The sequence below is a fragment of the Angustibacter sp. Root456 genome, from assembly GCF_001426435.1.
Lineage (GTDB): Bacteria > Actinomycetota > Actinomycetes > Actinomycetales > Angustibacteraceae > Angustibacter.
In genome coordinates this window covers 250,911-272,479 of sequence record NZ_LMER01000019.1, presented here as the reverse complement: position 1 = coordinate 272,479, position 21,569 = coordinate 250,911, and the positions used below count along the sequence as shown (strand labels likewise).

Genomic DNA, 21,569 nt, shown 5'->3' with positions numbered 1-21,569 from the left:
CCTCCTGCTGCGCTCAGACTAGGGCGACACTGCACCGCACGTCAGGTGGTTGGGCGGCCCGCTCCCGGGCACCCGATCGGGTCATTCACGTCCTCTACTCCAAACCTCCACCCGCACCATGACTCCGCCGGGCTACCCTCGAAGCGAAGTCGCCCGCAGGCTGTGCTCCTGCGACGCATCCGGCGGTACTCGAGGGAAAGAGCTAGGGACGACTCAGTGGACGCGCTCGACGTTGCCAAGGTCTGCCTGCGACGGTGGTACGTGGTGCTGCCCGTCATCCTGCTCGCCGTCGGTGCCGGCCTGTCGATGACGTCCAGCCGTCCTTCGTCGTACTCCGGCACGGCCGCGTTCGCGCTGATCTACACCCACGCCGACGAGCTCAAGCCCAACCAGCCCGACCCGCGCACCAAGAACCCGCTGCTCGCCGGCGGCGGCTACGGGCTGCTCACCGAGACGCTCGTGGCCGACCTGTCGTCGCCGACGACGCAGCGCGAGCTCGCCGCCCCCGGCCTGACCCCGTTGCAGCCCTCGACGCCCGACGGCCCGACGCTGGCGACGGGTCGGTTCTACTCCGTCGCGGCGCCGCAGAACTCTGCGTCCATCATCGTCTCCGCCTCGGGCCCGACACCGCAGGCCGTCGAGCAGACACTGAAGAACGTCTTGGCCGCCGCGCCCCAGCGCGCCGAGCAGATCCAGAGCCGCCTGGGTGCGCCGCGTCTGGCCCAGCTGACGACCACCGTCACGGCTCAACCCGAGATCCTCCAGCTCCCCCCGCCCTCGCCCCTGAAGCTGCTTATCGCCATCACCGGCGTCGGCTGCCTCGCCGCCGCGGGACTCGCGCTGGTGGTCGAGCGCCTCGCTACGCGCCGCCGTCGGCGCCGCCAGCTCGAGGCCATGCTCGACGGCGACGACGAGCGGCCGCACAGCCACGGCTCATCGCACAAGGCAGAGCCGGTGCGGTGACGAGCGAGGCCGCCGCCGTCCCCGGCCCCTCCCGCCGATCCACCGCCCGGGCCGTCCGTACCGCAGCAGCGCTGGTCGTCGTGGTCGCTGGTGCGGTCGGCGCCGTCGCCGTCTCGCGCTCGTCGCTGCTCGGCCTCGCCGTCGCCGGCTTGCTGGTGCTCACCATCATCGCCAGCGTCGTCACGCTGTCGACGCGCGACGCCACCGCGGTGCTGACGGCCGTGCTGGCCCTGGTGTTCCTGCTCCCCGAGCCCTACGTGCTCGTCGGCCCACTTCGGTCGGTTGGCCAGCCTGCTCTGCTGGTGGCCCTCGTGGGCCTCGGTGCCTGGGCGGCCGGGCGGGTGCTCAACACCGTGCCGGCCGAGCCGGGTCACCCGCTGCGGTGGGTCGTGCTCGTCTTCGCGCTGACGGCCGGACTCGCCTACGCCGCCGGCCTTACTCGCCCGCTCACGCCCATCGAGCTGTCCGGGTCCTCGCGCAGCCTGTTCCCGGTGCTCGCCGAGCTGGGCATCGTGCTGCTCGCCTGCGACGCCATCACCAACCGCCGGCGTCTCGACACGCTGCTGTTCCGCGTCGTCCTCATCGGGGGCGCCGCCGCGGCGATCGGGGTCGCCGAGTTCGTGCTCCACGGCTTCAACTATCAGGCCATCATGCGGCTGCCCGGTCTGACGTCGAACGTCGACATCGTCAACGACACCCGGGCGAACTTCCAGCGTGTGGACGGCGCGGCGGGGCACCCGATCGAGTACGCCGTCGCCCTGGCCGCCCTCGTGCCGCTCGCCCTGCACTACCTGTCGCACGCTCCGACGCGCGGCCGGCGGCAGGCGGCCGGCTTCGCGGCACTGCTGCTGCTCGCGGTGCTGCCGATGACGGTGTCGCGGTCAGCCATCGTCGCGGTCGTCGTCGGGCTGGCGTTCATGTTCGTGCAGTGGAATCCACGCACGCGGCTCAACGCCCTGGTGCTGGCTGTGCTCGGCGGTGGCTTGTTCCGCGCTGCGGTGCCCGGGCTGCTCGGCACCCTGCGCAGCCTGCTGTTCATCGGCACCGAGGACCCCAGCATCAACGGCCGCACTCAGGACTACGCCAAGCTGCCGGGGCTGCTCGAGGGGCACTGGGTCATGGGACGCGGCCTCGGCACGTTCCAGCCCTTCCAGTACTTCTACCTCGACAACCAGTACCTCGGCTCGCTGCTCGAGGGCGGCTTGCTCGCCCTGGGCGCCCTGATCGCGCTGTTCGTCGTAGGGATGGGTGTGGCCCGAGGAGCTCGCAAGCGATCGACCGACCCCGCGACCCGCTCGCTCGGCCAGGCGCTGGCCGGCTCGATCGCCTCGCTCGCCGTGTCGAGCATCACGTTCGACGAGCTCAGCTTCCGCCAGACCGGGTTCCTCGTGTTCCTGCTCTGCGGATGCGCCGGCGCGCTATGGTCCATGACGCGGCACGCCGGCGCCGCCGCGGAGGCCGCCGCGCCGCATCATCGCCTCCCCGCCGTCTCTGCCTGACATCGCGCGAAGGAGGCCCGCCCGTGTCGACGGCGTCCACCGCTGCCGAGGCCCCCGCGTCGATGCTCTCGCGCCGACAGCGCGCCGACTTCCGCCGGGTGCTCATCGACTGCCTCGACGGCGAGCCGCTCACTGGCGCCTGGCCCCACCTCCCCAGTGACCTGCTGGCCCGAGGCGCCCTCGAGCACGGTGTCGCACCAGCCGTGTGGGTCGGCACGCGCGGCCGTCCGGAGCTGCCGGCCGAGCTGGCGGACGTGCTGCGCCGGGCGCACGCAGCGCAGCTGTTTCAGCACATGCGGTCGCTGTCGGAGCTCGAAACCGTGCGGCAGGCGCTGGATGGGGCGGGCGTGCCGTGGGTCGTGGTCAAGGGACCAGTGCTGGCGGAGTCGTTGTGGGCGCGGCCCGACCTTCGCCTGTACGGCGACCTCGACGTCCTCGTCCACCCTGAGCACCTCGGCGAGGCGCTGCAGGCGTTGCAGGACGCCGGATCCCAGCTCGTCGACCGCAACTGGCCGATGATCCGCGAGCAGCACCGGGCCGAGCTGACGCTGCGCCTGCCGCACGGCACGGCCCTCGACCTGCACTGGAACCTGGTGAACGAGGCCGAGCTGCGCTCGGTCTTCGTGCTGTCGACGTCCGAGCTGCTGGCCCGGGCCCAGCACGTCGACCTGTCGGGCCACCGCGTGCCGACCCTCGACTCGGCCGACACCGTCGTGCACCTGGCTTACCACAGCGTCCACTCGGGCGGTCACAAGCTGGTGTGGTTCAAGGACGTCGAGCGGGCCCTGGCCGCACCCGGGGTCCACCCCGCACTCGTGCGCGAGCGCGCTGACCGCGCGGGGTGCGGGCTGCTGCTCGACCTCGTGGTGCGTCGCAGCCAGCGGCTCTTCGGCCGGCCGGTGCCGCAGCCGCTGCGCCGGTCGTCGCTGTGGTCGCGCGTAGCCGACGCGGCCGACGCCTGGCGGCCGGTGCCCAACCCGCCCGGCACGCGGTTCTCGGGTCAGATCGTGTTCGCGAACACCCGACGCTCGTCACTGGCCAGCGCGGTCGCCGCAGTGCGCGACTCGACCCGGTCGCGCGAGCCGCGCGACTTCTCGCTGCCCAACCCGTTGCACGAGGACCACCCGGACGCCGAGGCCCGCCACGACTACCTCGCCGCCGTCGCCCGGGAGCGCTGAGCGAGCGACGCTCAGCGGCCCGATGCGAGCTCGCCGTCGCGGACGAACGCGGCGAGCGCCTGCTCGTCGCTCACGTCGACGAGCGTGCGGCCCCACTCGTCGGGGCCAGCGCCCGAGGCGGTGCGGCGGGGCGGCAGCGGCCGACTCCGGAACCCGGTGACCCGGTCGAAGACGCCGACGTAGGCCTGCGCCTGCGGGTACCAGTCGAGCTCGGCCTGGGCCCGTTCGCGGCCCCGCAGCGCCAGCGTGACGCGGCGGTCGACGTCGTCGAGCAGGTCGGCCACCGCGCGCGCGAAGGCCACCTCGTCGTCGGCGTCGACGTAGACCGCGGCGTCCTGCGCGCTCACCCGCGTCTCCACCAGGTCGTAGCTGACCACGGGCAGCGCGTAGGCCATGTACTCCATGGTCTTGTTCATGGTCGACACGTCGTTGAGCGGGCTCTTGTCGTCGGGGCAGAGCCCGACGTCCGCGGTCGAGAGGTAGCGCGCGACCATCTCGCGGTCGGCCCGCCCGGTGAAGGTGACGTAGTCGTCGAGGCCGAGCTCGTGCGCCTGGACCTTGAGGTCCTCGAGGCAGTCGCCGAAGCCCAGCAGTGCGAGGTGGCAGTCCGTGCGGCCGAGGTCGCGCACCAGGTGGTGCCATGAGCGCAGCAGCCGGTCGAGCCCGTCCTGCGGGCCCATGATGCCGAGGTAGACGCCGAGATGAGCACGGCCGCGCCGCAGCTCGGGGTGCCGCTCACCCGGGCGCATCACGCTGGTGTCCGGGCCACTGCGCACCACGGTCACGTCCTGCGGCGCCTTGTGCCCGCGCCCCATGGCGACCGAGCGGTAGGACTCGTTGGTCGAGATGACGTGGTCGGCCGTGGCGAAGGTCAACCGCTCGAGGGTGGTGAGGAACCGGTACTGCAGCCGGCCGACCAGGCCGCGCGGGCGGCCGAAGCGCGACAAGAACACCTCGGGGTTGAGGTCGTGCTGGTCGTAGACGAAGCGCACGCCCCGCGCGCGGTACAGCCAGGCCAGGGCGAAGTAGGTGTCCGGCGGGTTGCACGCTTGCAGCACGTCGAAGCCGACTTCGCGCCGCACCCGCAGCGACAGCCAGGCGGTACGCAGCCAGCAGTACAGGAACTCCCACAGGTAGCCGAGCGCGCCCGACGCCGCGGGCGGCGGCGCGTACTTGTACAGGTGGACGTCGTCGAGCACCTCACGGGCGGGGTCGCCAGGCCCCTTCGGGCAGATGACGGAGACCGTGTACCCGGCCTGCACGAGGGCCTGGCACTCCAGCCAGACGCGTCGGTCGAGCGGGACGGGCAGGTTCTGGACGACGATCAGGACGCGCGGGGAGCGGCCCGGGAAGAACTCAGTACGCACCGGACCCCTTGACGACGGCGCGCGCGGTCTTCCACAGGATCTGGAGGTCGAGAGCCACCGACCAGTTGTCGACGTAGCGCAGGTCGAGCCGGATCGACTCCTCCCACGTGAGGTCCGAGCGTCCGCTGACCTGCCACAGGCCGGTGACGCCCGGCTTGACCCGCAGCCTGCGGTGGACGGCGTCGTGGTACTCGGCGAACTCCGAGGGCAGCGGCGGGCGAGGCCCCACCAGCGACATGTCCCCGCGAACCACGTTCCACAGCTGCGGGAGCTCGTCGAGCGACAGGCGGCGCAGGACGCGCCCCACCGGGGTCACCCGCGGGTCGCGGCGCATCTTGAACATCAGCCCGTCGCGATCGCTGCGCTGCAGCAGGTCGTCGGTGCGCATCCGGTCGGCGTCGACCACCATCGAGCGCAGCTTCCACATGGTGAACGGCTGCCCGTCGCGTCCCATCCGGCTCTGGGCGTAGAACGCCGAGCCCTTGCTGGTCAGCCGGACGAGCAGCGCGCTGACGGCGATGATCGGCAGGGCGACGAGGAACAGCGCGAAGCCGACCGAGCGGTCGAGCACCGCCTTGGCCAGCATCCGCCCCTGGTGCCGCTCCGGAGACTCGACGTGCAGCAGCGACAGCCCGGCCGCCGGTCGCACCTGCACGCGCGGGCCCGCGACCTCGATCAGGCCGGGGGCGACCACCAGGTCGGCGCCGGTGCGCTCGAGCGCCCACGACAACCGCCGCAGCGAGGAGTTGCTCAGGCCTGAGCCGGCGACGATCACGACGTCGGCCTCGTGGTCGATCACAGCCTGCGGGACGTCGGACATCGTGCCTACCACCGTGACGTCGTCCGCGATCTCGACATCGGTCATGTCGGCCGGGACGCAGGCACCCACGACGTCGTACCCGTGGTAATGCACGGTCGACAGGTCACGCACCACCTCGTCGACCGCCGATGGCGAGCCGATGACCAGCGTGCGCAGCAGCGCGGTGCCATCGTGGCGCTGGGCGTGCAGCCAGCGTCGCAGCGCGTAGCGGTGCACGGCGGTCGCCAGGCCGGCCACCGGCACTGCGACGAGCACGTAACCGCGCGGCAGCACGAGGTTGGCGAGGTAGGACCCGAGCACCAGGGCGACCAGCATCGTGACCGCCGCGCGGCCGACCATGCTGAACTCCTCGGGCCCCTGGCCGATGCGCCGGCTGTCGTAGGCCCGCAGCACCCACAGCGTCGTGCACCACATCGCGGCGGCGGTCACGGCGAGCAGCAGCGTCAGCGTCACGCCTGCGTTCCCCGACCTCGCGGGTAGGTCGGTACCCGCGACGACCGCTGTCGCCACCGCGGCGCTCGCGGCGTCACCCACCAGTGCGCGCCGGGCTAGCGGGCGAGCCCAGACGCGCCGGCGCTGTTCGGCGCGAGCGATGGGGTCGAACTGCTCGAACTTGTCCAGCGTGGACGCGCCGTCCCTGGGTCCGTTCTGCCGAGGCAGCAGCGGCGTTGGCGGCTTCGGTGCGACGTAGGGACGTCGCGATGCCCATGACACCCGCACCGTCGAGGTGGGTGAACGCCGCTCCCCCAGCGGCGACGCCTGGTGATCGGTGGATCGCCCGCCCACCGGTTCGTCGTACGTTGTCATGCTCTGCCCCACCCACGCCCGTAACGCACTGTTCCCCCGAATCGGCTTCCCCGCCGGAAGTCGTGACTCAGGGTATGGGGGGGCGGCTCGGCTTCGCCGGGCTTTGGGCAAACTCACAGCCGGTCGGACGCACCGGCACTACGCAGCGTGGCGAACCGTGACGTTGTGACTCAGCTGGGTGCGTGCACCTGCTGCTGGGCGGCGAGCAACCCCTGCTGCACCAACAGCTCGACGGCGTCGGCGGCGTCCTCGAGCAGCAGCGGCAGCTCCTTGCGCTCGCTGCCGGAGAAGTCGCGCAGCACGAACTCGGCGGGGTCCTGGCGCCCGGGAGGACGTCCGACGCCCACCCGCACCCGCAGGTAGTCGCGCGTGCCGATCGACCGGCTGATCGAGCGCAGCCCGTTGTGGCCGCCCTCGCCACCGCCGAGCTTGAGGCGCACCTGGTCGAAGGGGATGTCGAGCTCGTCGTGCACGACGACCAGCCGCTCCGGCTCGACCTTGTAGAACTTCAGCAGGGCACTGACCGGGCCGCCGGACTCGTTCATGTACGACGACGGCTTGGCCAGCACGGCCCGCGGCCCGGGCGCCCCACCGGGGAGCACGCCGAGCCGCCCTTCGAGCACAGCCGCGCGCGAGCGGTGGCTCTTGAACGCGCCCCCGACGCGCGCGCCGAGGACGTCGAGCACCATGGCACCGACGTTGTGCCGGTTGCCGGCGTACGCCGGGCCCGGGTTCCCGAGCCCGACGACCAGCCAGGTGCCGCTCTCGCTCACTCCTGCTCGGCGGCCTCGCCGCTCTCCTGGGCTGCGGGCGCCTCGGACTCCTCGGCCGGGGCCTCGTGCTCGATGCCGGCCTCGGCCTCGGCCTCGGCCAGCTCGGCCTCGAGGGCCTCGGCCGTCACCTGCGCGGTGACGTTGACGACCAGCGCCTCGGCGTCGGTGACGAGCGTCGCGCCCGCAGGCAGGGTGACGTCCTGAGCGTGGACCTGGCTGCCGGCCTGGAGCCCCTCGACCGACACCTCGACGTTCTCCGGGATGTCGGTGGCGGCCACCTCGAGCTCGATGGTCTGGTGCTCGACCTGGACGACGGTCTCCGGACCAGCCTCGCCGACGACGTGCACGGGCACCTCGACGGTCACCTTCTCGCCCTTGCGGACGACGACCAGGTCGACGTGCTCGATGATCGGCTTGATCGGGTCGCGCTGGACGTCCTTGGCCAGAGCCAGCTGCTCCTTGCCCTCGAGCACGATCGTCAACAGGGCGTTGGGGTTCTTGAGCGCCAGCATCGTCTCGTGACCGGGCAGCGTGATGTGCACCGGGTCGGTGCCGTGGCCGTACATGACGGCGGGGATCTGGTGGGCCCGGCGGATCCGGCGGGCGGCGCCCTTGCCGAACTCGGTGCGGCTCTCGGCGTTGAGGGTCAGGTCGGCGCTCACGGTGGTGCTCCTCGAGGTCTCAGTCGGCGTGGATGGTGCGGAGGCGGGCCTCGACGCGGGACGCAGCACGATGGGCACCCTGCCGGGTACCGCGTCGATCACGGACGCCGAGCACGAGGTGAACTGTCCACCGTCGTACGTCGTCCCTCGCCGAGGCAACCCCGCGAGTCTACCGGCGACGCTCGCGCGCGGGAAATCGCCGTCGTTGCCGACCGCTTGAGCGATATCGACCCACCCGTGCCCGATCTCTACGACACTGTCGCCATGAGCTCGGACTACGTGTCGCTGAACCTCGCGGCACATCGCCAACGACGCTCGCTCGGCCGGCTGCGGCACCTGCTCGCACGCAGCGTCGCCCTGGCCTGGGTGGCCGATCGCCGGCTGTTCGTCCTCAACGCCGCCCTGCAGCTCATCGCCGGCCTGGTGGCCGCCGCCCAGGTGCTGATCACCAAGGCGGTGCTCGACGCCATCATCGCCACCCAGTCCGAGCGGGCGAGCGTCACGGCTGCCACCCTGCCCGTGCTGGCCCTGGCGGCGGTGATGGCGTTCACCACCGTCTCGGCCGCCGTCCAGCAGCAGCTCGGGCGGCTGTTCGGTGAGCTCGTCTCCAAGCGCACCTGGGAGGACATCCTCGACGTGACCGGGCGAGTCAGCCTGCGCGCGTACGAGACGCCCGGCTTCTACGACCAGGTGCAACGGGTGCAGACCAACGCGGTCACGCGGCCGCTCATGCTGACGCAGGGGCTCATCGCGCTGGCGGGTGGCCTGTTCGGCAGCGTCGGCCTGTCGGCCGCGATCATCGCCTTGCACCCGCTGCTGCTCCCGCTGCTCCTGCTCTCGGGGATCCCGATGCTCCTCGCCACCCGGCGGGCCAGTCGGTTGGAGTTTCAGTTCACGATGGCCCAGGTCCCGGTGCAGCGGATGCGCACCTACCTCGCCATGGCGCAGACCGGGCGCGATGAGGCCAAGGAGGTCCGCGCGTTCGGGCTGGTGCAGGCCCTGCGGCGCAGGTACTCAGACGTCTACGACCGTTACGTGAGCGCTCTGCGCGTCCACGTCGGGCGGCGCAGTCGCCTCGCGCTGGCCAGCTCGCTGGCGTCGTCGGCGCTGCTCGCCCTGACTTTGCTCGCGATGATCTGGCTCGTGAGCGACGGGCGGATCGGGTTGGCTCAGGCGGGTGCGGCCATCGTCGCCGTCCGGTTGCTGGCCGCCCAGCTCAACCTCCTCTTCGCCAGCGCGCAGCAGATCTTCGAGTCGGGCCTGTTCCTGGACGACCTCGACGCCTTCTTCCGACTGGGCGAGCAAGCCGAGACCGTGGAGGGCGGCGCGCCCGCCCCCGCTGGGTTCGAGCGGCTGGACGTCGACGACGTCACGTTCGCCTACCCGGGCACGAGCGAGGCTGCCCTGCGAGGAGTCTCACTGACGCTGCGTCGGGGGCAGGTCATCGCGCTCGTCGGCGAGAACGGCTCGGGAAAGTCGACGCTCGCCAAGGTGCTGGCCGCGCTGTACGACGTCGACAGCGGCGCCGTCCGCTGGGACGGAACCGACGTGCGCACCTACGAGCGCGCCGGGCTGCGTCGGGCGGTGAGCGTGATCTTCCAGGACTTCGTGCGCTGGAAGCTCTCCGCAACCGAGAACATCGCCTTCGGTGACCCGACGCTCCCCTCGTCGCAGCCCGCGGTGCAGAACGCCGCAGAGCGCGCCGGCGCGCACGGGCTGCTGTCCCGGCTGCCCGCCGGGTACGAGACCGTGCTCAGCACCATGTTCGCGGGTGGCACCGACCTGTCGCTGGGCCAGTGGCAGCGTGTCGCGCTGGCCCGCGCGTTCTACCGCGACGCACCGTTCGTGATCCTCGACGAGCCGACCGCGTCGCTCGACCCACGCGCCGAGGCCGACCTCTTCCGGTCGCTGCGGGAGATGCTCGCGGGCCGGACGGTGCTGTACATCTCGCACCGGATGTCGACGGTGCGCGACGCCGACCTCATCTACGTCATGCACGAGGGTCGCATCGTCGAGCACGGCTCCCACGACGAGCTCATGGCCTCGGGCGGCACCTACAGCGAGCTCTTCCGGCTGCAGGCCGACGCCTACGTGCGGCCCGCCGGCGACTGACACATCCCGACGGCATCGAGCAGCCGGACACCGAGGTCCGGGCTGAACGGCGGCCCCCACGGGACGTCCGCGACGTAGATCGGCACGAGCTCGCAGAGCCGGGCCAGATGGGAGAACTGCTCGGCCTGCACGCGCTCGTCCTGCCAGCCGAGCAGCCGCGGGTAGCGCACGAGCGAGAGCAGAGCCTCGCCTCCGGTGAGCCGCGTCACCGCCAGCTCATCGACGTCGCGACGTGGCCGCGGCACCACGACCGCCGTCAACGGGAGCCGCTCCATGCTGGCGCCGGTGAGACGCAGCGCGTCGCGCTGGTCGCTGGTCGTGCGTCGCGCCGGCCGGTCACCGAAGCGCTCGGCCAGCTCGGTGGCGGCCTTGCGCAGGCGCAGCTCCGTGGCCCCGAGGTAGCAGCGGGCGGCGTCCGGGTCGAGCTGAACGCGCAGCACGTCGTCGGTGACCAGGCGCCCACCCTCTGCCGCCACGAGCGCAGCCATCGTGGATTTCCCCATGCCTGAGTAGCCGATGAACGCCAGCGCCGACTCGTCCACCTCGACGGCGCTGGCGTGCAGCACCAGCTCGCCCCGCATGAGCAGCAAGAACGACAGCACGGCGCCGCTGGCGAGCACCGACGCGAACTCGGGTTCGCAGCCGTCGACGACGTGCGCGCTCACCCGCGACAAGGTGGGGTCGACGACGAAGTCGCAGGCACCGGCGAAGCGCAGGACGCACGAGCCGTCGTCGCCTTGCGCGAAGGTGTACGCGACCCCGGGCGCGAGCTCGTGGTGCAGCAGCACCCGCCCTGGCGGTGGTTCACGGTTGTCGGCTAGGTCCTCACCCCACTCCAGCACGACGTCGGGCGCTCCACCGCCGTCGACGAGACGGTCCTGGTGCAGGTCCAGCTCCGACTCGACGAGCAAGCCGTACAGCCGGACCCGCTGACGCGGCGTGCTCATGCGCTCTCCCGAGGCTCAGTCGGTGCCACGGGCGCCAGGGCGAGGAACTGCGAAGCGCCGAGGGGGTCAAGGCAGCGGTCACCGACCTCGAGCCACGCGTGCGCACGCACCGCGCCGTCGATCTTGGCCACGCCGAGCCGCAGGCGCGGCTCCAGCCGCCGCAGTCGCTGACCACCCACAAGGGCCCAGCGCAGGCACGGGCCCGTCGACGACGTCGGCCAGTGACGGCTCACCCGCTGCAGCGCCCGCCACTGACGTTCGGCGCGAGGGCCCAGCCGGGCGGCCCGCAGCGGCGCAGCCCCGCCGTCGTCGTCCGCCAGCGGGACACCCAGCCATCGCGCGAGTCGCGGCAGCGACGCCACGCGCAAACCGCCCTCGACCACGACCGCCAGGACGCAGCAGACGGCGATCTCCGGCCACTCGCGAACCGAGGGGCGACGCAGCAGCCGCGTGAGCGCACTCATGCGTCCGGCCGCTCTGGCGCCAGGCCAGCATGCTGTTGCGAGGCGAGCCAGGCGCTCTGGAGCATCACGGTGCTGATCGCGGACGGGACGTCGGCCAGCCACTCCTGGCGCAGCCGCTCCGCGTCGACGAGGTCGTGGTCGACTCCGGAGCCGTCCCACTCGCGAGCGAACGTGCGCGAGCCCTCCCCGACGTAGGCACGGTTGAACATCGTCTTCTGCCGGCGTTCGATGACGGCCCGCGGAAGGCAGTCGCCGAAGAGCGCGGCCATGGCCTCGGTTCGCGATCGGTACCCCCAGCGATGGGTGCTCCTCGCGACCGCCGCCGTGAAGGCAGGAGCCAGCAGGGGCTGCGTGATCGTGGAGGCGTACTCGGCGGCCAGCCTGCGGAAGTTGCCCGCCGCGAGCGCCGACCCGCGCCGCCGTTGCAGCCACGCGAGCGCGCCGACGAAATCCAGCGGCTCAGCTGCCTGATCGGCTGCGACGAGCCGGAAGTGCTGGCGGCGGAAGTCCTCGCGCAGCCATGGCTGCATGTCCGAGCGCAGGAGGCGCGCGAGGGTTCGGCGCTCTCGCAACGGCCGCGGAGCCACGCTAGCCGAGGCGGCGCGCAGGTCGCCCACGCTCGGTCGCCCGCCCGCGAGCGCTGTGCGCAGCGGGCGAGGACGACGCACCCCGAGCACTTCGTCACCCCCCTCGCCGCCGAGGAACGAGCCTGCGCCGACGCTCGCGAGGACGCTGCCCTTCGTCTGCAGCGCCGGGGGCCAGATCACGCCTCGCTCGCGCAGCCCGGCCCGCGCGTCGGCCCCGAGCAGGTCGCTCTGCTCGGGGGTGATGTCGAGCCGCACCCAGTTCGCGAGCTCTAGGTGCCGTACCACCTGCTCCTGCCAGGTCGACTCGTCCGAGTCGGGGAAGGCGGGATAGCGCTGGGTCACAGGCACGGGGTCGCTGAGGCCCTCGCGGCGCGCCAGCAACGTCGCCACCGCAAGCACGGCCGAAGAGTCGCGGCCGCCGGAGAACAAGACGAAGCAGGGCCCGGCGAGCAATGACGGCAGGATCGCCGCTTCAAGTGCGGCCCGAGGACAAGCGGCTGGAGGCGGCTCGGCGGGCGGGGGAAGTAACCCGTGGACCCAGCTGGCCGCCGTCTCGAACGCCGAGGGCCGGTAGTACGCACCCGGCACATTCCGGACCAGCCCGGTGTCGGCCGCCCTCGAGTGGCTACTCACCCTCACCCCTCCCCACCCACAATCTGGGGACCATCGCGTGCTACGCGGCGCGCGATGGTCCCCGATCGGTCGTTGCTCAGGACCCGAAGAGCCCGAAGACCCACGTCAGGCTGTCCTGCCCGTCGCTGAGGAACTCTGCCTGGGTCAGCGAACGAACCGAACCCACCTCGCTGATGGTCGGCGTCTGGTACGTCATGTCGAACCTCCCCTCAATGCTCGCATCCTCCGTCGTGGTCTCGACCGTAGGGACCACGCACCGTGAGCGTCTGGCGAATCGACAAACTCGAGGGAACTACTTTCGGCGCGCCACGCTCACACTGCGTGACCGCACGACTCGGCCGCGGGCAACGAGCAGCGGCCGCCCGCGGCGCTCAGGCCTGCCCGTCGAACAGGCTCGTGACCGAGCCGTCGTCGAAGACCTCGCGGATGGCCCGCGCGATGAGCGGAGCGATCGACAGCACCGTGAGCTGCGGGAACTGGCGGTCCTCGGGGATCGGCAGCGTGTTGGTCACGATGACCTCGCTGATCCGGCTGTTCCGCAGTCGGTCGACCGCCGGCCCGCTCAGCACCGCGTGCGTCGCGGTGACGATGACGTCGGCTGCGCCCTGCTCGAACAGCGCGTCCGCCGCCTGGGTGATCGTGCCCGCGGTGTCGATCATGTCGTCGACGAGCACGCAGGTGCGCCCCTCGACCTCGCCGACGACCTCGTGCACCTTCACCTGGTTGGGCACCGACGGGTCACGGCGCTTGTGGATGATCGCCAACGGCGCACCGAGCTTGTCCGACCACTGGTCGGCCACCCGCACGCGGCCGGCGTCCGGCGACACGATCGTGATCTTGCTGCGGTCGACGCGCGACCCGACGTACTGCGCCAGCAGGGGCAGCGCCCACAGGTGGTCGACCGGGCCGTCGAAGTAGCCCTGGATCTGGGCAGCGTGCAGGTCGACGCAGATGAGCCGGTCGGCACCCGCGGTCTTGAACAGGTCGGCCACGAGGCGGGCCGAGATCGGCTCGCGGCCGCGGTGCTTCTTGTCCTGCCGGGCATAGCCGTAGAAGGGGATGACGCAGCTGATGCGCTTGGCCGAGGCGCGCTTGAGCGCATCGGTCATGATCAGCTGCTCCATGATCCACTCGTTGATCGGCGCCGTGTGGCTCTGGATCACGAACGCGTCGCACCCGCGCAGGCTCTCGCGGAACCGCACGTAGATCTCGCCGTTGGCGAAGTCGTAGGCGGTGGTGTCGACGAGCTCGACCCCCAGCTCGTGCGCGACCTCCTCGGCCAGCTCGGGGTAGCCCCGGCCGCTGATCAGGACGAGCCGCTTCTCGCCCGTGGTCGTGATGCCGGTCATGCCGAGGCGTTCCCTTCGGTGGTGGGGTCGGTACCGGGTGCCGATCGGCCCAGGGCGCGGGCAGCCGCCTCGGCCGCAGGCGTTCCCGGCCGCTTAGTGAGCGTCCACTCTTCGATGTTGCGCTGCGGCGCGACGTTGATCGCGAGCGCACCTGGAGGGATGTCCTTGCGCACGACCGTGCCGGCACCGGAGTACGCGCCATCGCCCACGGTCACGGGCGCGACGAACATGTTGTCCGAACCGGTGCGGCAGTGGCTGCCGATCGTGGTGCGCGACTTCGTGACGCCGTCGTAGTTCACGAAGACCGAGGCGGCGCCGATGTTGGTGCTCTCGCCGATGGTGGCGTCGCCGACGTACGACAGGTGGGGCACTTTCGAGCCGGCGCCGATGTCGGCGTTCTTGGTCTCGACGAACGTGCCGATCTTGCCTCGCTCGCCGAGTCGAGTGCCGGGGCGCAGGTAGGCGAACGGCCCGACGCTGGCGCCGGCGCCGACCTGCGCCTCACTGCCGTGCGTGCGGACGACGCTCGCACCCTCGCCGACGACGACGTCGGTGAGCGTGGTGTCGGGACCGACGGTGGCGCCGTCCGCGACCCGCGTGCTGCCGTGCAGCTGGGTGCCGGGCAGCAGCGTGACGTCGCGTCCGAGCGTGGCCTGGACGTCGACCCACGTGCTGGCCGGGTCGACCACCGTGACGCCGGCGCGCATCCAGCGTTCGAGCACCCGGCGGTTCAGCTCGGCGCCCATCCGGGCGAGCTGGACGCGGTCGTTGACGCCCTCGGTCTGCCACACGTCGTCGAGCGGCAGGGCGCTGACCCGCCGCCCGGCCGCGCGCGCGATGGCCAGCACGTCGGTGAGGTACATCTCTCCCTGGGCGTTGTCGGTGGTCACCTGCCCGAGCGCCTCGCGCAGCACGCCGGCGTCGAAGGCGTAGATGCCCGAGTTGATCTCGCGCACGGCCCGCTCGGACTCGTCGGCGTCCTTCTGCTCGACGATCCGGGCCACCTGCCCGTCGGCGTCGCGGATCACGCGGCCGTAGCCGGCGGGGTCGTCGACGTGGGCGGTGAGCACGGTGACGGCGCTGGCGGACTCCTCGTGCTCGTCGACCAGCCGCTGCAAGGTGTCGGTGCTGAGGAGCGGGACGTCGCCGTACGTCACGACCACGGTGCCGCTGAGCTCGGGCAGGGCCAGCAGGCCGCACTGGACGGCGCGCCCGGTGCCGGGCACGTCGTCCTGGTGCGCGACGACGGCCTCGGGGGCGATCTGCGCGACGTGCTCGCCGACCCGCTCGCGCTGGTGACCGACCACGACGGCGAGGTGGGCCGGCTGCAGCCCCTCGGCGGCGGCGACGGCGTGGCCGAGGAGCGAGCGCCCGCCGATGGTGTGGAGCACCTTCGGGAGGTCTGACTTCATCCGGGTGCCCTCGCCTGCCGCGAGGACGACGACGGCGGCCGGGCGATGATCTGGCACCCGGGCATGCTACCCGGCTCGGAACCGCCAAGCTCCGCCCCCACGATTCGAACGTGGACTGCAAGGCTCCAAAGGCCCGCGTGCTGCCGTTACACCAGGGCGGATCGCCACGCCCCGGGCAGGCGCGACGGCCCCAGTCTGCCAGCGGGAGGCATGATGGTGGCCATGACCCCGTCCGCCGAGCCCTCCGCGACCGAGCCCCTGCCGCGCTCGTCCGCGGCCGTGGGCGGTGGGGCGAGCGCCGGCCGGGCCGCCAAGGGCGCTCGCGGCGCACGGGCCCGCATGACCGGCCCGCAACGGCGCGAGCAGCTGCTGGACGTCGGCCGCAAGCTGTTCGCCGAGAAGGGCTTCGAGGGCACCAGCGTCGAGGAGATCGCCGCGCGCGCGCAGGTGTCCAAGCCCGTGGTCTACGAGCACTTCGGTGGCAAGGAGGGGCTCTACGCCGTCGTCGTCGACCGCGAGATCCGCTACCTGCTCGACGAGATCACCGGCGCGCTGAGCACCCGCGGCAGCGCGCGGGCGCTGGTGGAGCAGGCCGCGCTGGGGCTGCTCGGCTACATCGAGAGCTCCACCGACGGCTTCCGGATCCTCGTGCGCGACTCCCCCGTCGCCCAGGCCACGGGCACGTTCTCGAGCCTGATCAGCGACGTCGCCAGCCAGGTCGAGCACCTGCTGGCCGCCGAGTTCAAGCGCAGCGGCCTGGACCCCAAGACCGCGCCGATGTACGCCCAGATGCTCGTCGGCATGATCGCCCTCACCGGGCAGTGGTGGCTCGACGCGCGCAAGCCGAAGCGTGACGAGGTGGCGGCGCACGTCGTCAACCTGGCCTGGAACGGCCTGNCCCCCCCCCCCCGGCACTTGTGACGCGTTGGCGACGCTTCTGCGGGTGAGAAAGGTCGGGAAGGCCTCACCAGTGGGTCAGCCGGCCGCCTGCTGCAGCTCGATCCGGTTGCCGACCGGGTCCTCGGTGTGAAAGCGCCGGACGCCGGGGAGGGCGTCGTCCCACCGGACGGGCAGTCCGGCGTCCGCCACCCGCTGGGCCAGCGCGTCGACGTCCGACACGGCGATGCCGGGGTGCGCCTTGCGGGCCGGCGTGAAGCCGTCCTCGACGCCGCAGTGGATCTCGCAGCCACCCGAGCGGAACCACACGCCGCCGCGCGCGGCGAGCACCGGCGGCTTCGGCACCTCGCTCATGCCGAGGACGTCGCGGTAGAAGCCGCGCAGGGCGTCCTCGCTGCCTGCGGGGCAAGAAACCTGGACGTGGTGCAGACCGATCACGAGCGGCACGCTCATGCCGCCACCTCCTCTGGTAAGTGGGCCACGCAGAACACGCGGCGGAACGGCAGCAGCGTGCCCCACGGCTGACGGGGGTAGGCGGCTCTCAGCCGCCCGGAGTAGGCGTCGACGAACCGCCCGCGCAGCTCGGGCTCGTCGGCGAGGGCGTCGAGCACCGGACGCAGGCCGGTACCTGATACCCAGGCCAGCACGGCGTCGTCGCCGAGCTGGCCCTCGGGGTCGAGCACCTGCACGTACGTCGTCTCCCAGGCGTCCACGACGCAGCCGAGGTCGGCGAGCAGCGTCGCGTACGCGCTGGGCTGCGCCACCGACTCCGGGCCACGCAGCACACCGGCCAGGCGCTGCTCGAACGGCGGCTCGGCGGCGACCTCGCGCATCAGGGCATGGGACGGCGCGGCGAAGTTCCCCGGCACCTGCAGGGCGAGCCAGCCACCCGGTGCGAGTGCGTCGACCCACCGCGAGAGAAGGTCGAGGTGCTGCGGCACCCACTGGAGCGCGGCGTTGGTGACGATGACGTCGACCGCGGCGTCCGGCGTCCAGTCGGCGAGGTCGGCCTCGACGAAGCTCAGGCGGCCGTCGAGGTCGGGCGCGTCCGCTTCACCCGCCGCCTTCTGCAGCATCGTCGGCGAGGAGTCGACGCCCACCACCTGCGCGGCCGGCCAGCGGCGGGCGAGCGACGCCGTGAGGTCGCCGGCGCCGCAGCCGAGATCGACGACCCTGCCGGGGCGCGAGGCGCCGATGCGTCGCACCAGGTCGTCGAAGGGCCGGCTGCGCTCGGCGGCGAAACGGGCGTAGGCGGCGGGGTCCCAGCTGACCATGCGTCCTCCCGAGAAACCTGACGGCGACGCGGTCAGCCTGACAGCGAGATATCTTGACGTCAAGAGACTTTCCTGGCGATTCTCTCGATGTCAAGATGCTTGACGGCCTAGACTCACACCGTGAGCACGCCACCGGACGAGGTCGACCGCATCGTCGCCGCCTGGCAGCGCGAGCGCCCGGACCTCGACGTCGCGCCGCTGGAGGTGCTCTCGCGGGTGTCCCGGCTGGCCCGCCACCTCGACCGCGCCCGCAGCGCCGCGTTCACCGAGCACGACCTCGAGAGCTGGGAGTTCGACGTCCTGTCGGCGTTGCGACGGGCCGGGGCGCCGTACGAGCTGTCACCCGGCCAGCTGGTGACCCAGACCCTGGTGACGAGCGGGACGATGACCAACCGGGTCGACCGGCTGACCGCCCGCGGGCTGGTGCAGCGGCTACCCGACCCCCGCGACCGGCGCGGCGTGATCGTGCGGCTCACCGAGGCGGGGCGCCGGCGCGTCGACGACGCCTTCGCGGGCCTGCTCGACCGCGAGCGCGACCTGCTCGCGTCACTCACCGGTGCCGACCGCGCGCACCTCGCCGCCCTGCTGCGCGAGCTCGTGTCGCCCTTCGACGCCCGCTCCTGACCGGTGCCGGTCGAGGGTTCCTACCGGTTGTCGAGGGGTGCAACCCTCGGCAAGCGGAGTGTCACCCACTGAACGTGATCAACGGGCGGGCGGCGGGGCGGCGCTCAGGCGGTGAAGGAGCCGTCGCGCAGCACGGGGACGACGGACGACGCATCGACCTGCTCGGCGAGCGCGACGTCGTCGGCGAAGCCCCGCTCGACCAGCTCGCGCCCCGACGGCGTGGCCCGCAGGTCGGCGAGCTGCTCGAACGCGCGCGCAGCCACCAACGCCTCCGGCGACAGGCGCACGGCACCCAGCACCTGAGCGAGCCGGGCGACCACGGCGCCAGCGCCCACGTGGTCCTCGTAGGCGACGCGCAGCGAGCCGTCACCCCAGCGCTCCCCCGCCGGGATGAGGGCCACCCGCAGCGGCGCGTCCGGCGTGCCACGATCGGTGCGGGCCTCGACCTCGGACGCCACGCGCTTGGCCACGGCGTCGGCGTTGCGCAGGCACCCGATGAGCACCGTGGCGCGCGAGCCCATGAGCACGTGCGAGATCGACGAGCCGTTGGGCGAGGGCAGCACCAGGCGCACGCCCTCGGGCAGGTCGAGCAGCGACGCCGGCGACAGCGACGGCCCAGCGGTGTGCGACCGGGTGCCGGCCAGCACCGCCTCCAGCGAGCGCGCGAGCTGGTGAGCGGCTTCGCCGCCGGGGTGCGGCCACACGCGGGCGCCGCGCTCGCACGCGATGGTCACTGAGGTCGAGAACGACAGCACGTCGACGACCACGACGACGTCCGCGGCGTCGGGCCCCTCGGTGAGGCTGCGGGCTCCCGAGACCCCCCACTCGACGTCCACCTGCACGTGGGGCGCTGCAGCTTCGATCCCGGTCACGGCTCCGCAGCGTAGCCGCACGCCGTCCGGCGCGATGCAGGGCTCAGTGATCGTCGACGGCGCGAGCCCAGCTCGGCCTCGACGTGGTCAGCGCCACGTCGGCCCAGAACGAGCGTCCCGCAGCGCTGAGCGTGGGCTCGGCTCCTGGATCCTCGCGACCGCCGAGGGCGACCACGAACGCGAGTCCGTCCGCCCGTCCGCTGCGCACCTCGCGGCTCGTGCCGAGCGCGCTGCGACATCGCGGCAGGTCGCCGCTGCAGACGGTGACCAGCGGCTCGTCTGGAACGGCGAAGGTGACAGCCGGCTGCCCGTCGAGCGTCACGGGCTGAGCCTCGGCCAGCCCCTGCGGAAGCCGGGTCGGCAGCGCCACCGGCCCGTGAGCGTCGAAGAACTCCCCGACCTGGGGCCAGGCGGGCCGGTCAGCGCTCGGGCTCTGCGACGTCTGCGTGCACCCCGCGAGCACGGGCGCCACCACCACCACCGCGAGCGCGAGCCCCTTGCGCACCGTCACGTGTCCCCCTGGTCGCGCGTTCAGCCGGCGGTGTCCGCCGCCGCCATCCACAGCGTCTCGGTCTCGTCGCGCTCAGCCTGCACGGCCCGCAGCCGCTCGTCCAGCGCCGCGACCGCCTGGTGGTCGGTGGCCTTCTCGGCCATCTCGGCGTGGAGCGCGGCGATCTGGCGCTCGAGCCGCTCGACCTGCCGCTCCAGGCGCGCCATCTCCTTGCGGGCCTGGCGCTGCTCCTCGGCGCTCGGACCCGTGGCCGCCGTCCCCGCGCCGGCCGGCGGCGTGCCCGGCGCGCCGGCCTCCAGCGCGTGCCGCAGCGCGAGGTACTCGTCGACGCCTCCGGGGAGGTCGCGCAGCCGCCCGTCGCCGAGCAGCGCGAGCTGGCGAGAGCACATGCGCTCCAACGCGTACCGGTCGTGCGACACCACGACGAGCGTTCCGGCCCAGCCGTCGAGCAGGTCCTCGAGCGCGGTGAGCGTGTCGACGTCGAGGTCGTTGGTGGGCTCGTCGAGCAGCAGCACGTTGGGCTCGTCCATGAGCAGCCGCAGCAGCTGCAGGCGCCGCCGCTCACCGCCCGACAGCTCCTTCACCAGCGACTGCTGACGCTGCCCGGTGAAGCCGAGCCGCTCGGCGAGCTGCGAGGCCGTCACCTCGCGGTCGCCGAGCCGCGTGACCTCCCGGACGTCCGCCACCGCCTGCACCACCTTGCGGTCGGCCAGCGCGTCGAGCTCACGCACCTCCTGCGTCAGGAAGGCCAGGCGCACGGTCTTGCCGCGCTTGACCCGCCCGGACGCCGGAGCGATCTCGCCGCTCAGCACGCGCAGCAGCGTCGACTTGCCGGAGCCGTTGACGCCCACCAGGCCGATGCGGTCGCCCGGCCCGAGCAGCCAGGTGACGTCGTCGAGCAAGGTGCGGTCGCCGAGGCGCACCGTGATGCCCTCGAGGTCGATGACGTCCTTGCCCAGGCGCGTGGTGGCGAAGCGCATCAGCTCGACGTCGTCACGGGCCGGTGGCACGTCGGCGATGAGCGCGTTGGCCGCGTCGATCCGAAAGCGCGGCTTGCTCGTGCGCGCGGGCGGGCCGCGCCGCAGCCACGCGAGCTCCTTGCGCAGCAGGTTCTGCCGGCGCTCCTCGGTGGTGCTGGCGAGGCGGTTGCGCTCGGCCCGGGCCAGCACGTACGCCGCGTAGCCGCCGTCGTAGGCGTCGACCGCGCCGTCGTGCACCTCCCACGTCGCGGTGGCGACGGCGTCGAGGAACCACCGGTCGTGGGTGATCGCGACGAACGCGGACGACGGCCGTCGGCCCGCGAGGTGACGGGCCAGCCAGTCGACACCCTCGACGTCCAGGTGGTTGGTCGGCTCGTCGAGCAGCAGCAGGTCGGGGTCGTCGACGAGGTGGCGGGCCAGGGCGATGCGGCGCCGCTCACCACCCGACATGGGGCCGACGACGGCGTCGAGCCCACCCACGCCGGCCGCGTCCAGTCCGCCGAGCAGGCCGGAGACCACGTCGCGGATCCGCGCGTCGCCCGCCCACTCGTGGTCGTCGCGCTCGCCCACCACCGCAGCGCGCACGGTGGAGGCCGGGTCGAGCTCGTCGTCCTGGCCGAGCACCGCGACGCGCAGGCCGCCCGTGTGGGTGACGCGGCCGTCGTCGACGTCCTGGCGCGCGGCCAGCACGCGCAGCAGCGTGCTCTTGCCGCCGCCGTTGCGCCCGACCACGCCGATGCGCTCACCAGCGGCGATGCCGAGCGAGACGTCGTCGAGCAGCACCCGGGTGCCGAAGGCCAGCCGGACGCGTTCGAGGTTGACCAGGTTGACGGCCACG

At 72.5% G+C, this 21,569-nt stretch carries 20 protein-coding genes and 1 pseudogene; 6 read left to right on the top strand and 15 right to left on the bottom strand.

Annotation, left to right across the window (positions count from 1 at the left end):
- The first annotated feature begins 216 nt into the window (after nucleotides 1-216).
- From ASD06_RS14700 to ASD06_RS14690, 3 genes are read left to right on the top strand one after another with little or no spacing between them, the layout of a single operon-like run.
- Entirely contained in the window at nucleotides 217-963 is a 747-nt protein-coding gene (locus ASD06_RS14700; protein ID WP_056679265.1) for a hypothetical protein, read from the top strand.
- Entirely contained in the window at nucleotides 960-2,462 is a 1,503-nt protein-coding gene (locus ASD06_RS14695) for an O-antigen ligase family protein (RefSeq protein ID WP_056679262.1), read from the top strand. The genes ASD06_RS14700 and ASD06_RS14695 overlap by 4 nt, the downstream gene beginning before the upstream one ends.
- 23 nt (nucleotides 2,463-2,485) lie before the next feature.
- Nucleotides 2,486-3,640 carry a nucleotidyltransferase family protein gene (locus tag ASD06_RS14690; RefSeq protein ID WP_056679259.1) on the top strand — a complete coding sequence of 385 codons (1,155 nt, stop codon included), beginning with the start codon at nucleotides 2,486-2,488 and terminating at the stop codon, nucleotides 3,638-3,640.
- An 11-nt stretch (nucleotides 3,641-3,651) separates the two neighbouring features.
- Here ASD06_RS14690 and ASD06_RS14685 read toward each other — a convergent pair whose 3' ends face one another.
- The 4 genes from ASD06_RS14685 to ASD06_RS14670 form a co-directional block, all read right to left on the bottom strand.
- Nucleotides 3,652-5,007, bottom strand: coding sequence for a glycosyltransferase family 4 protein (locus ASD06_RS14685; RefSeq protein WP_056679256.1), 1,356 nt, complete (start codon nucleotides 5,005-5,007; stop codon nucleotides 3,652-3,654).
- Nucleotides 4,997-6,280, bottom strand: coding sequence for a sugar transferase (locus tag ASD06_RS14680; RefSeq protein ID WP_200942228.1), 1,284 nt, complete (start codon nucleotides 6,278-6,280; stop codon nucleotides 4,997-4,999). The genes ASD06_RS14685 and ASD06_RS14680 overlap by 11 nt, the downstream gene beginning before the upstream one ends.
- 524 nt (nucleotides 6,281-6,804) lie before the next feature.
- Nucleotides 6,805-7,407 (bottom strand): aminoacyl-tRNA hydrolase, encoded by a 603-nt coding sequence (gene pth, locus ASD06_RS14675; RefSeq protein WP_056679250.1) that lies wholly within the window; start codon nucleotides 7,405-7,407, stop codon nucleotides 6,805-6,807.
- The gene (locus ASD06_RS14670; RefSeq protein ID WP_056679247.1) at nucleotides 7,404-8,069 is read right to left on the bottom strand and encodes a 50S ribosomal protein L25/general stress protein Ctc; all 666 of its coding nucleotides are present in this window, start codon (nucleotides 8,067-8,069) and stop codon (nucleotides 7,404-7,406) included. Before ASD06_RS14670 ends, pth begins: the two co-directional genes overlap by 4 nt.
- 264 nt (nucleotides 8,070-8,333) lie before the next feature.
- On the opposite strand from ASD06_RS14670, the gene ASD06_RS14660 reads away from it, so the two are divergent.
- Nucleotides 8,334-10,181 (top strand): ABC transporter ATP-binding protein, encoded by a 1,848-nt coding sequence (locus tag ASD06_RS14660; protein WP_056679241.1) that lies wholly within the window; start codon nucleotides 8,334-8,336, stop codon nucleotides 10,179-10,181.
- Here ASD06_RS14660 and ASD06_RS14655 read toward each other — a convergent pair.
- The 6 genes from ASD06_RS14655 to glmU all read right to left on the bottom strand — a co-directional run bounded on the left by ASD06_RS14655 (nucleotide 10,157) and on the right by glmU (nucleotide 15,630).
- A complete protein-coding gene (locus ASD06_RS14655) occupies nucleotides 10,157-11,128 on the bottom strand; it encodes a hypothetical protein (RefSeq protein WP_056679239.1) in 972 nt (323 codons plus the stop codon). The genes ASD06_RS14660 and ASD06_RS14655 overlap by 25 nt on opposite strands.
- Nucleotides 11,125-11,592 (bottom strand): lasso peptide biosynthesis B2 protein, encoded by a 468-nt coding sequence (locus ASD06_RS14650; protein WP_056679236.1) that lies wholly within the window; start codon nucleotides 11,590-11,592, stop codon nucleotides 11,125-11,127. The genes ASD06_RS14655 and ASD06_RS14650 overlap by 4 nt, the downstream gene beginning before the upstream one ends.
- On the bottom strand, nucleotides 11,589-12,767 hold the full coding sequence (locus ASD06_RS14645) for an asparagine synthase-related protein (protein ID WP_255354503.1): 1,179 nt from the start codon (nucleotides 12,765-12,767) through the stop codon (nucleotides 11,589-11,591). The genes ASD06_RS14650 and ASD06_RS14645 overlap by 4 nt, the downstream gene beginning before the upstream one ends.
- Before the next feature lie 121 nt (nucleotides 12,768-12,888).
- On the bottom strand, nucleotides 12,889-13,008 hold the full coding sequence (locus tag ASD06_RS18970; RefSeq protein WP_157371735.1) for a lasso RiPP family leader peptide-containing protein: 120 nt from the start codon (nucleotides 13,006-13,008) through the stop codon (nucleotides 12,889-12,891).
- Nucleotides 13,009-13,183: 175 nt separating this feature from the next.
- Nucleotides 13,184-14,161, bottom strand: a complete 978-nt coding sequence (locus ASD06_RS14640) for a ribose-phosphate diphosphokinase (RefSeq protein WP_056679230.1) — start codon at nucleotides 14,159-14,161, stop codon at nucleotides 13,184-13,186.
- Complete coding sequence (glmU, locus tag ASD06_RS14635; protein WP_082538071.1) at nucleotides 14,158-15,630, bottom strand: bifunctional UDP-N-acetylglucosamine diphosphorylase/glucosamine-1-phosphate N-acetyltransferase GlmU; 1,473 nt, start codon at nucleotides 15,628-15,630, stop codon at nucleotides 14,158-14,160. Before glmU ends, ASD06_RS14640 begins: the two co-directional genes overlap by 4 nt.
- 282 nt (nucleotides 15,631-15,912) lie before the next feature.
- On the opposite strand from glmU, the pseudogene ASD06_RS14630 reads away from it, so the two are divergent.
- Nucleotides 15,913-16,470 (top strand): annotated as a pseudogene (locus tag ASD06_RS14630) (TetR/AcrR family transcriptional regulator); the annotation flags it as partial.
- Between the two features lie 78 nt (nucleotides 16,471-16,548).
- Here the strand turns inward: ASD06_RS14630 and ASD06_RS14625 are convergent.
- Both ASD06_RS14625 and ASD06_RS14620 read right to left on the bottom strand, forming a co-directional pair.
- On the bottom strand, nucleotides 16,549-16,923 hold the full coding sequence (locus ASD06_RS14625) for a VOC family protein (RefSeq protein ID WP_056679224.1): 375 nt from the start codon (nucleotides 16,921-16,923) through the stop codon (nucleotides 16,549-16,551).
- Nucleotides 16,920-17,744, bottom strand: a complete 825-nt coding sequence (locus ASD06_RS14620) for a trans-aconitate 2-methyltransferase (protein WP_056679221.1) — start codon at nucleotides 17,742-17,744, stop codon at nucleotides 16,920-16,922. The genes ASD06_RS14625 and ASD06_RS14620 overlap by 4 nt, the downstream gene beginning before the upstream one ends.
- A 120-nt stretch (nucleotides 17,745-17,864) precedes the next feature.
- Here ASD06_RS14620 and ASD06_RS14615 point away from each other — a divergent pair, with 120 nt between their 5' ends.
- A complete protein-coding gene (locus tag ASD06_RS14615; RefSeq protein ID WP_056679218.1) occupies nucleotides 17,865-18,368 on the top strand; it encodes a MarR family winged helix-turn-helix transcriptional regulator in 504 nt (167 codons plus the stop codon).
- A 104-nt stretch (nucleotides 18,369-18,472) separates the two neighbouring features.
- Here ASD06_RS14615 and ASD06_RS14610 read toward each other — a convergent pair whose 3' ends face one another.
- Genes ASD06_RS14610 through ASD06_RS14600 form a run of 3 tightly spaced genes read right to left on the bottom strand, consistent with a single transcriptional unit; the run spans nucleotide 18,473 to nucleotide 21,568 of the window.
- The gene (locus tag ASD06_RS14610; RefSeq protein WP_082538069.1) at nucleotides 18,473-19,240 is read right to left on the bottom strand and encodes a 2-phosphosulfolactate phosphatase; all 768 of its coding nucleotides are present in this window, start codon (nucleotides 19,238-19,240) and stop codon (nucleotides 18,473-18,475) included.
- A gap of 43 nt (nucleotides 19,241-19,283) precedes the next feature.
- On the bottom strand, nucleotides 19,284-19,751 hold the full coding sequence (locus ASD06_RS14605) for a hypothetical protein (RefSeq protein ID WP_157371732.1): 468 nt from the start codon (nucleotides 19,749-19,751) through the stop codon (nucleotides 19,284-19,286).
- A 20-nt stretch (nucleotides 19,752-19,771) separates the two neighbouring features.
- On the bottom strand, nucleotides 19,772-21,568 hold the full coding sequence (locus ASD06_RS14600) for an ABC-F family ATP-binding cassette domain-containing protein (protein WP_056679213.1): 1,797 nt from the start codon (nucleotides 21,566-21,568) through the stop codon (nucleotides 19,772-19,774).
- Nucleotide 21,569 lies beyond the last annotated feature (1 nt).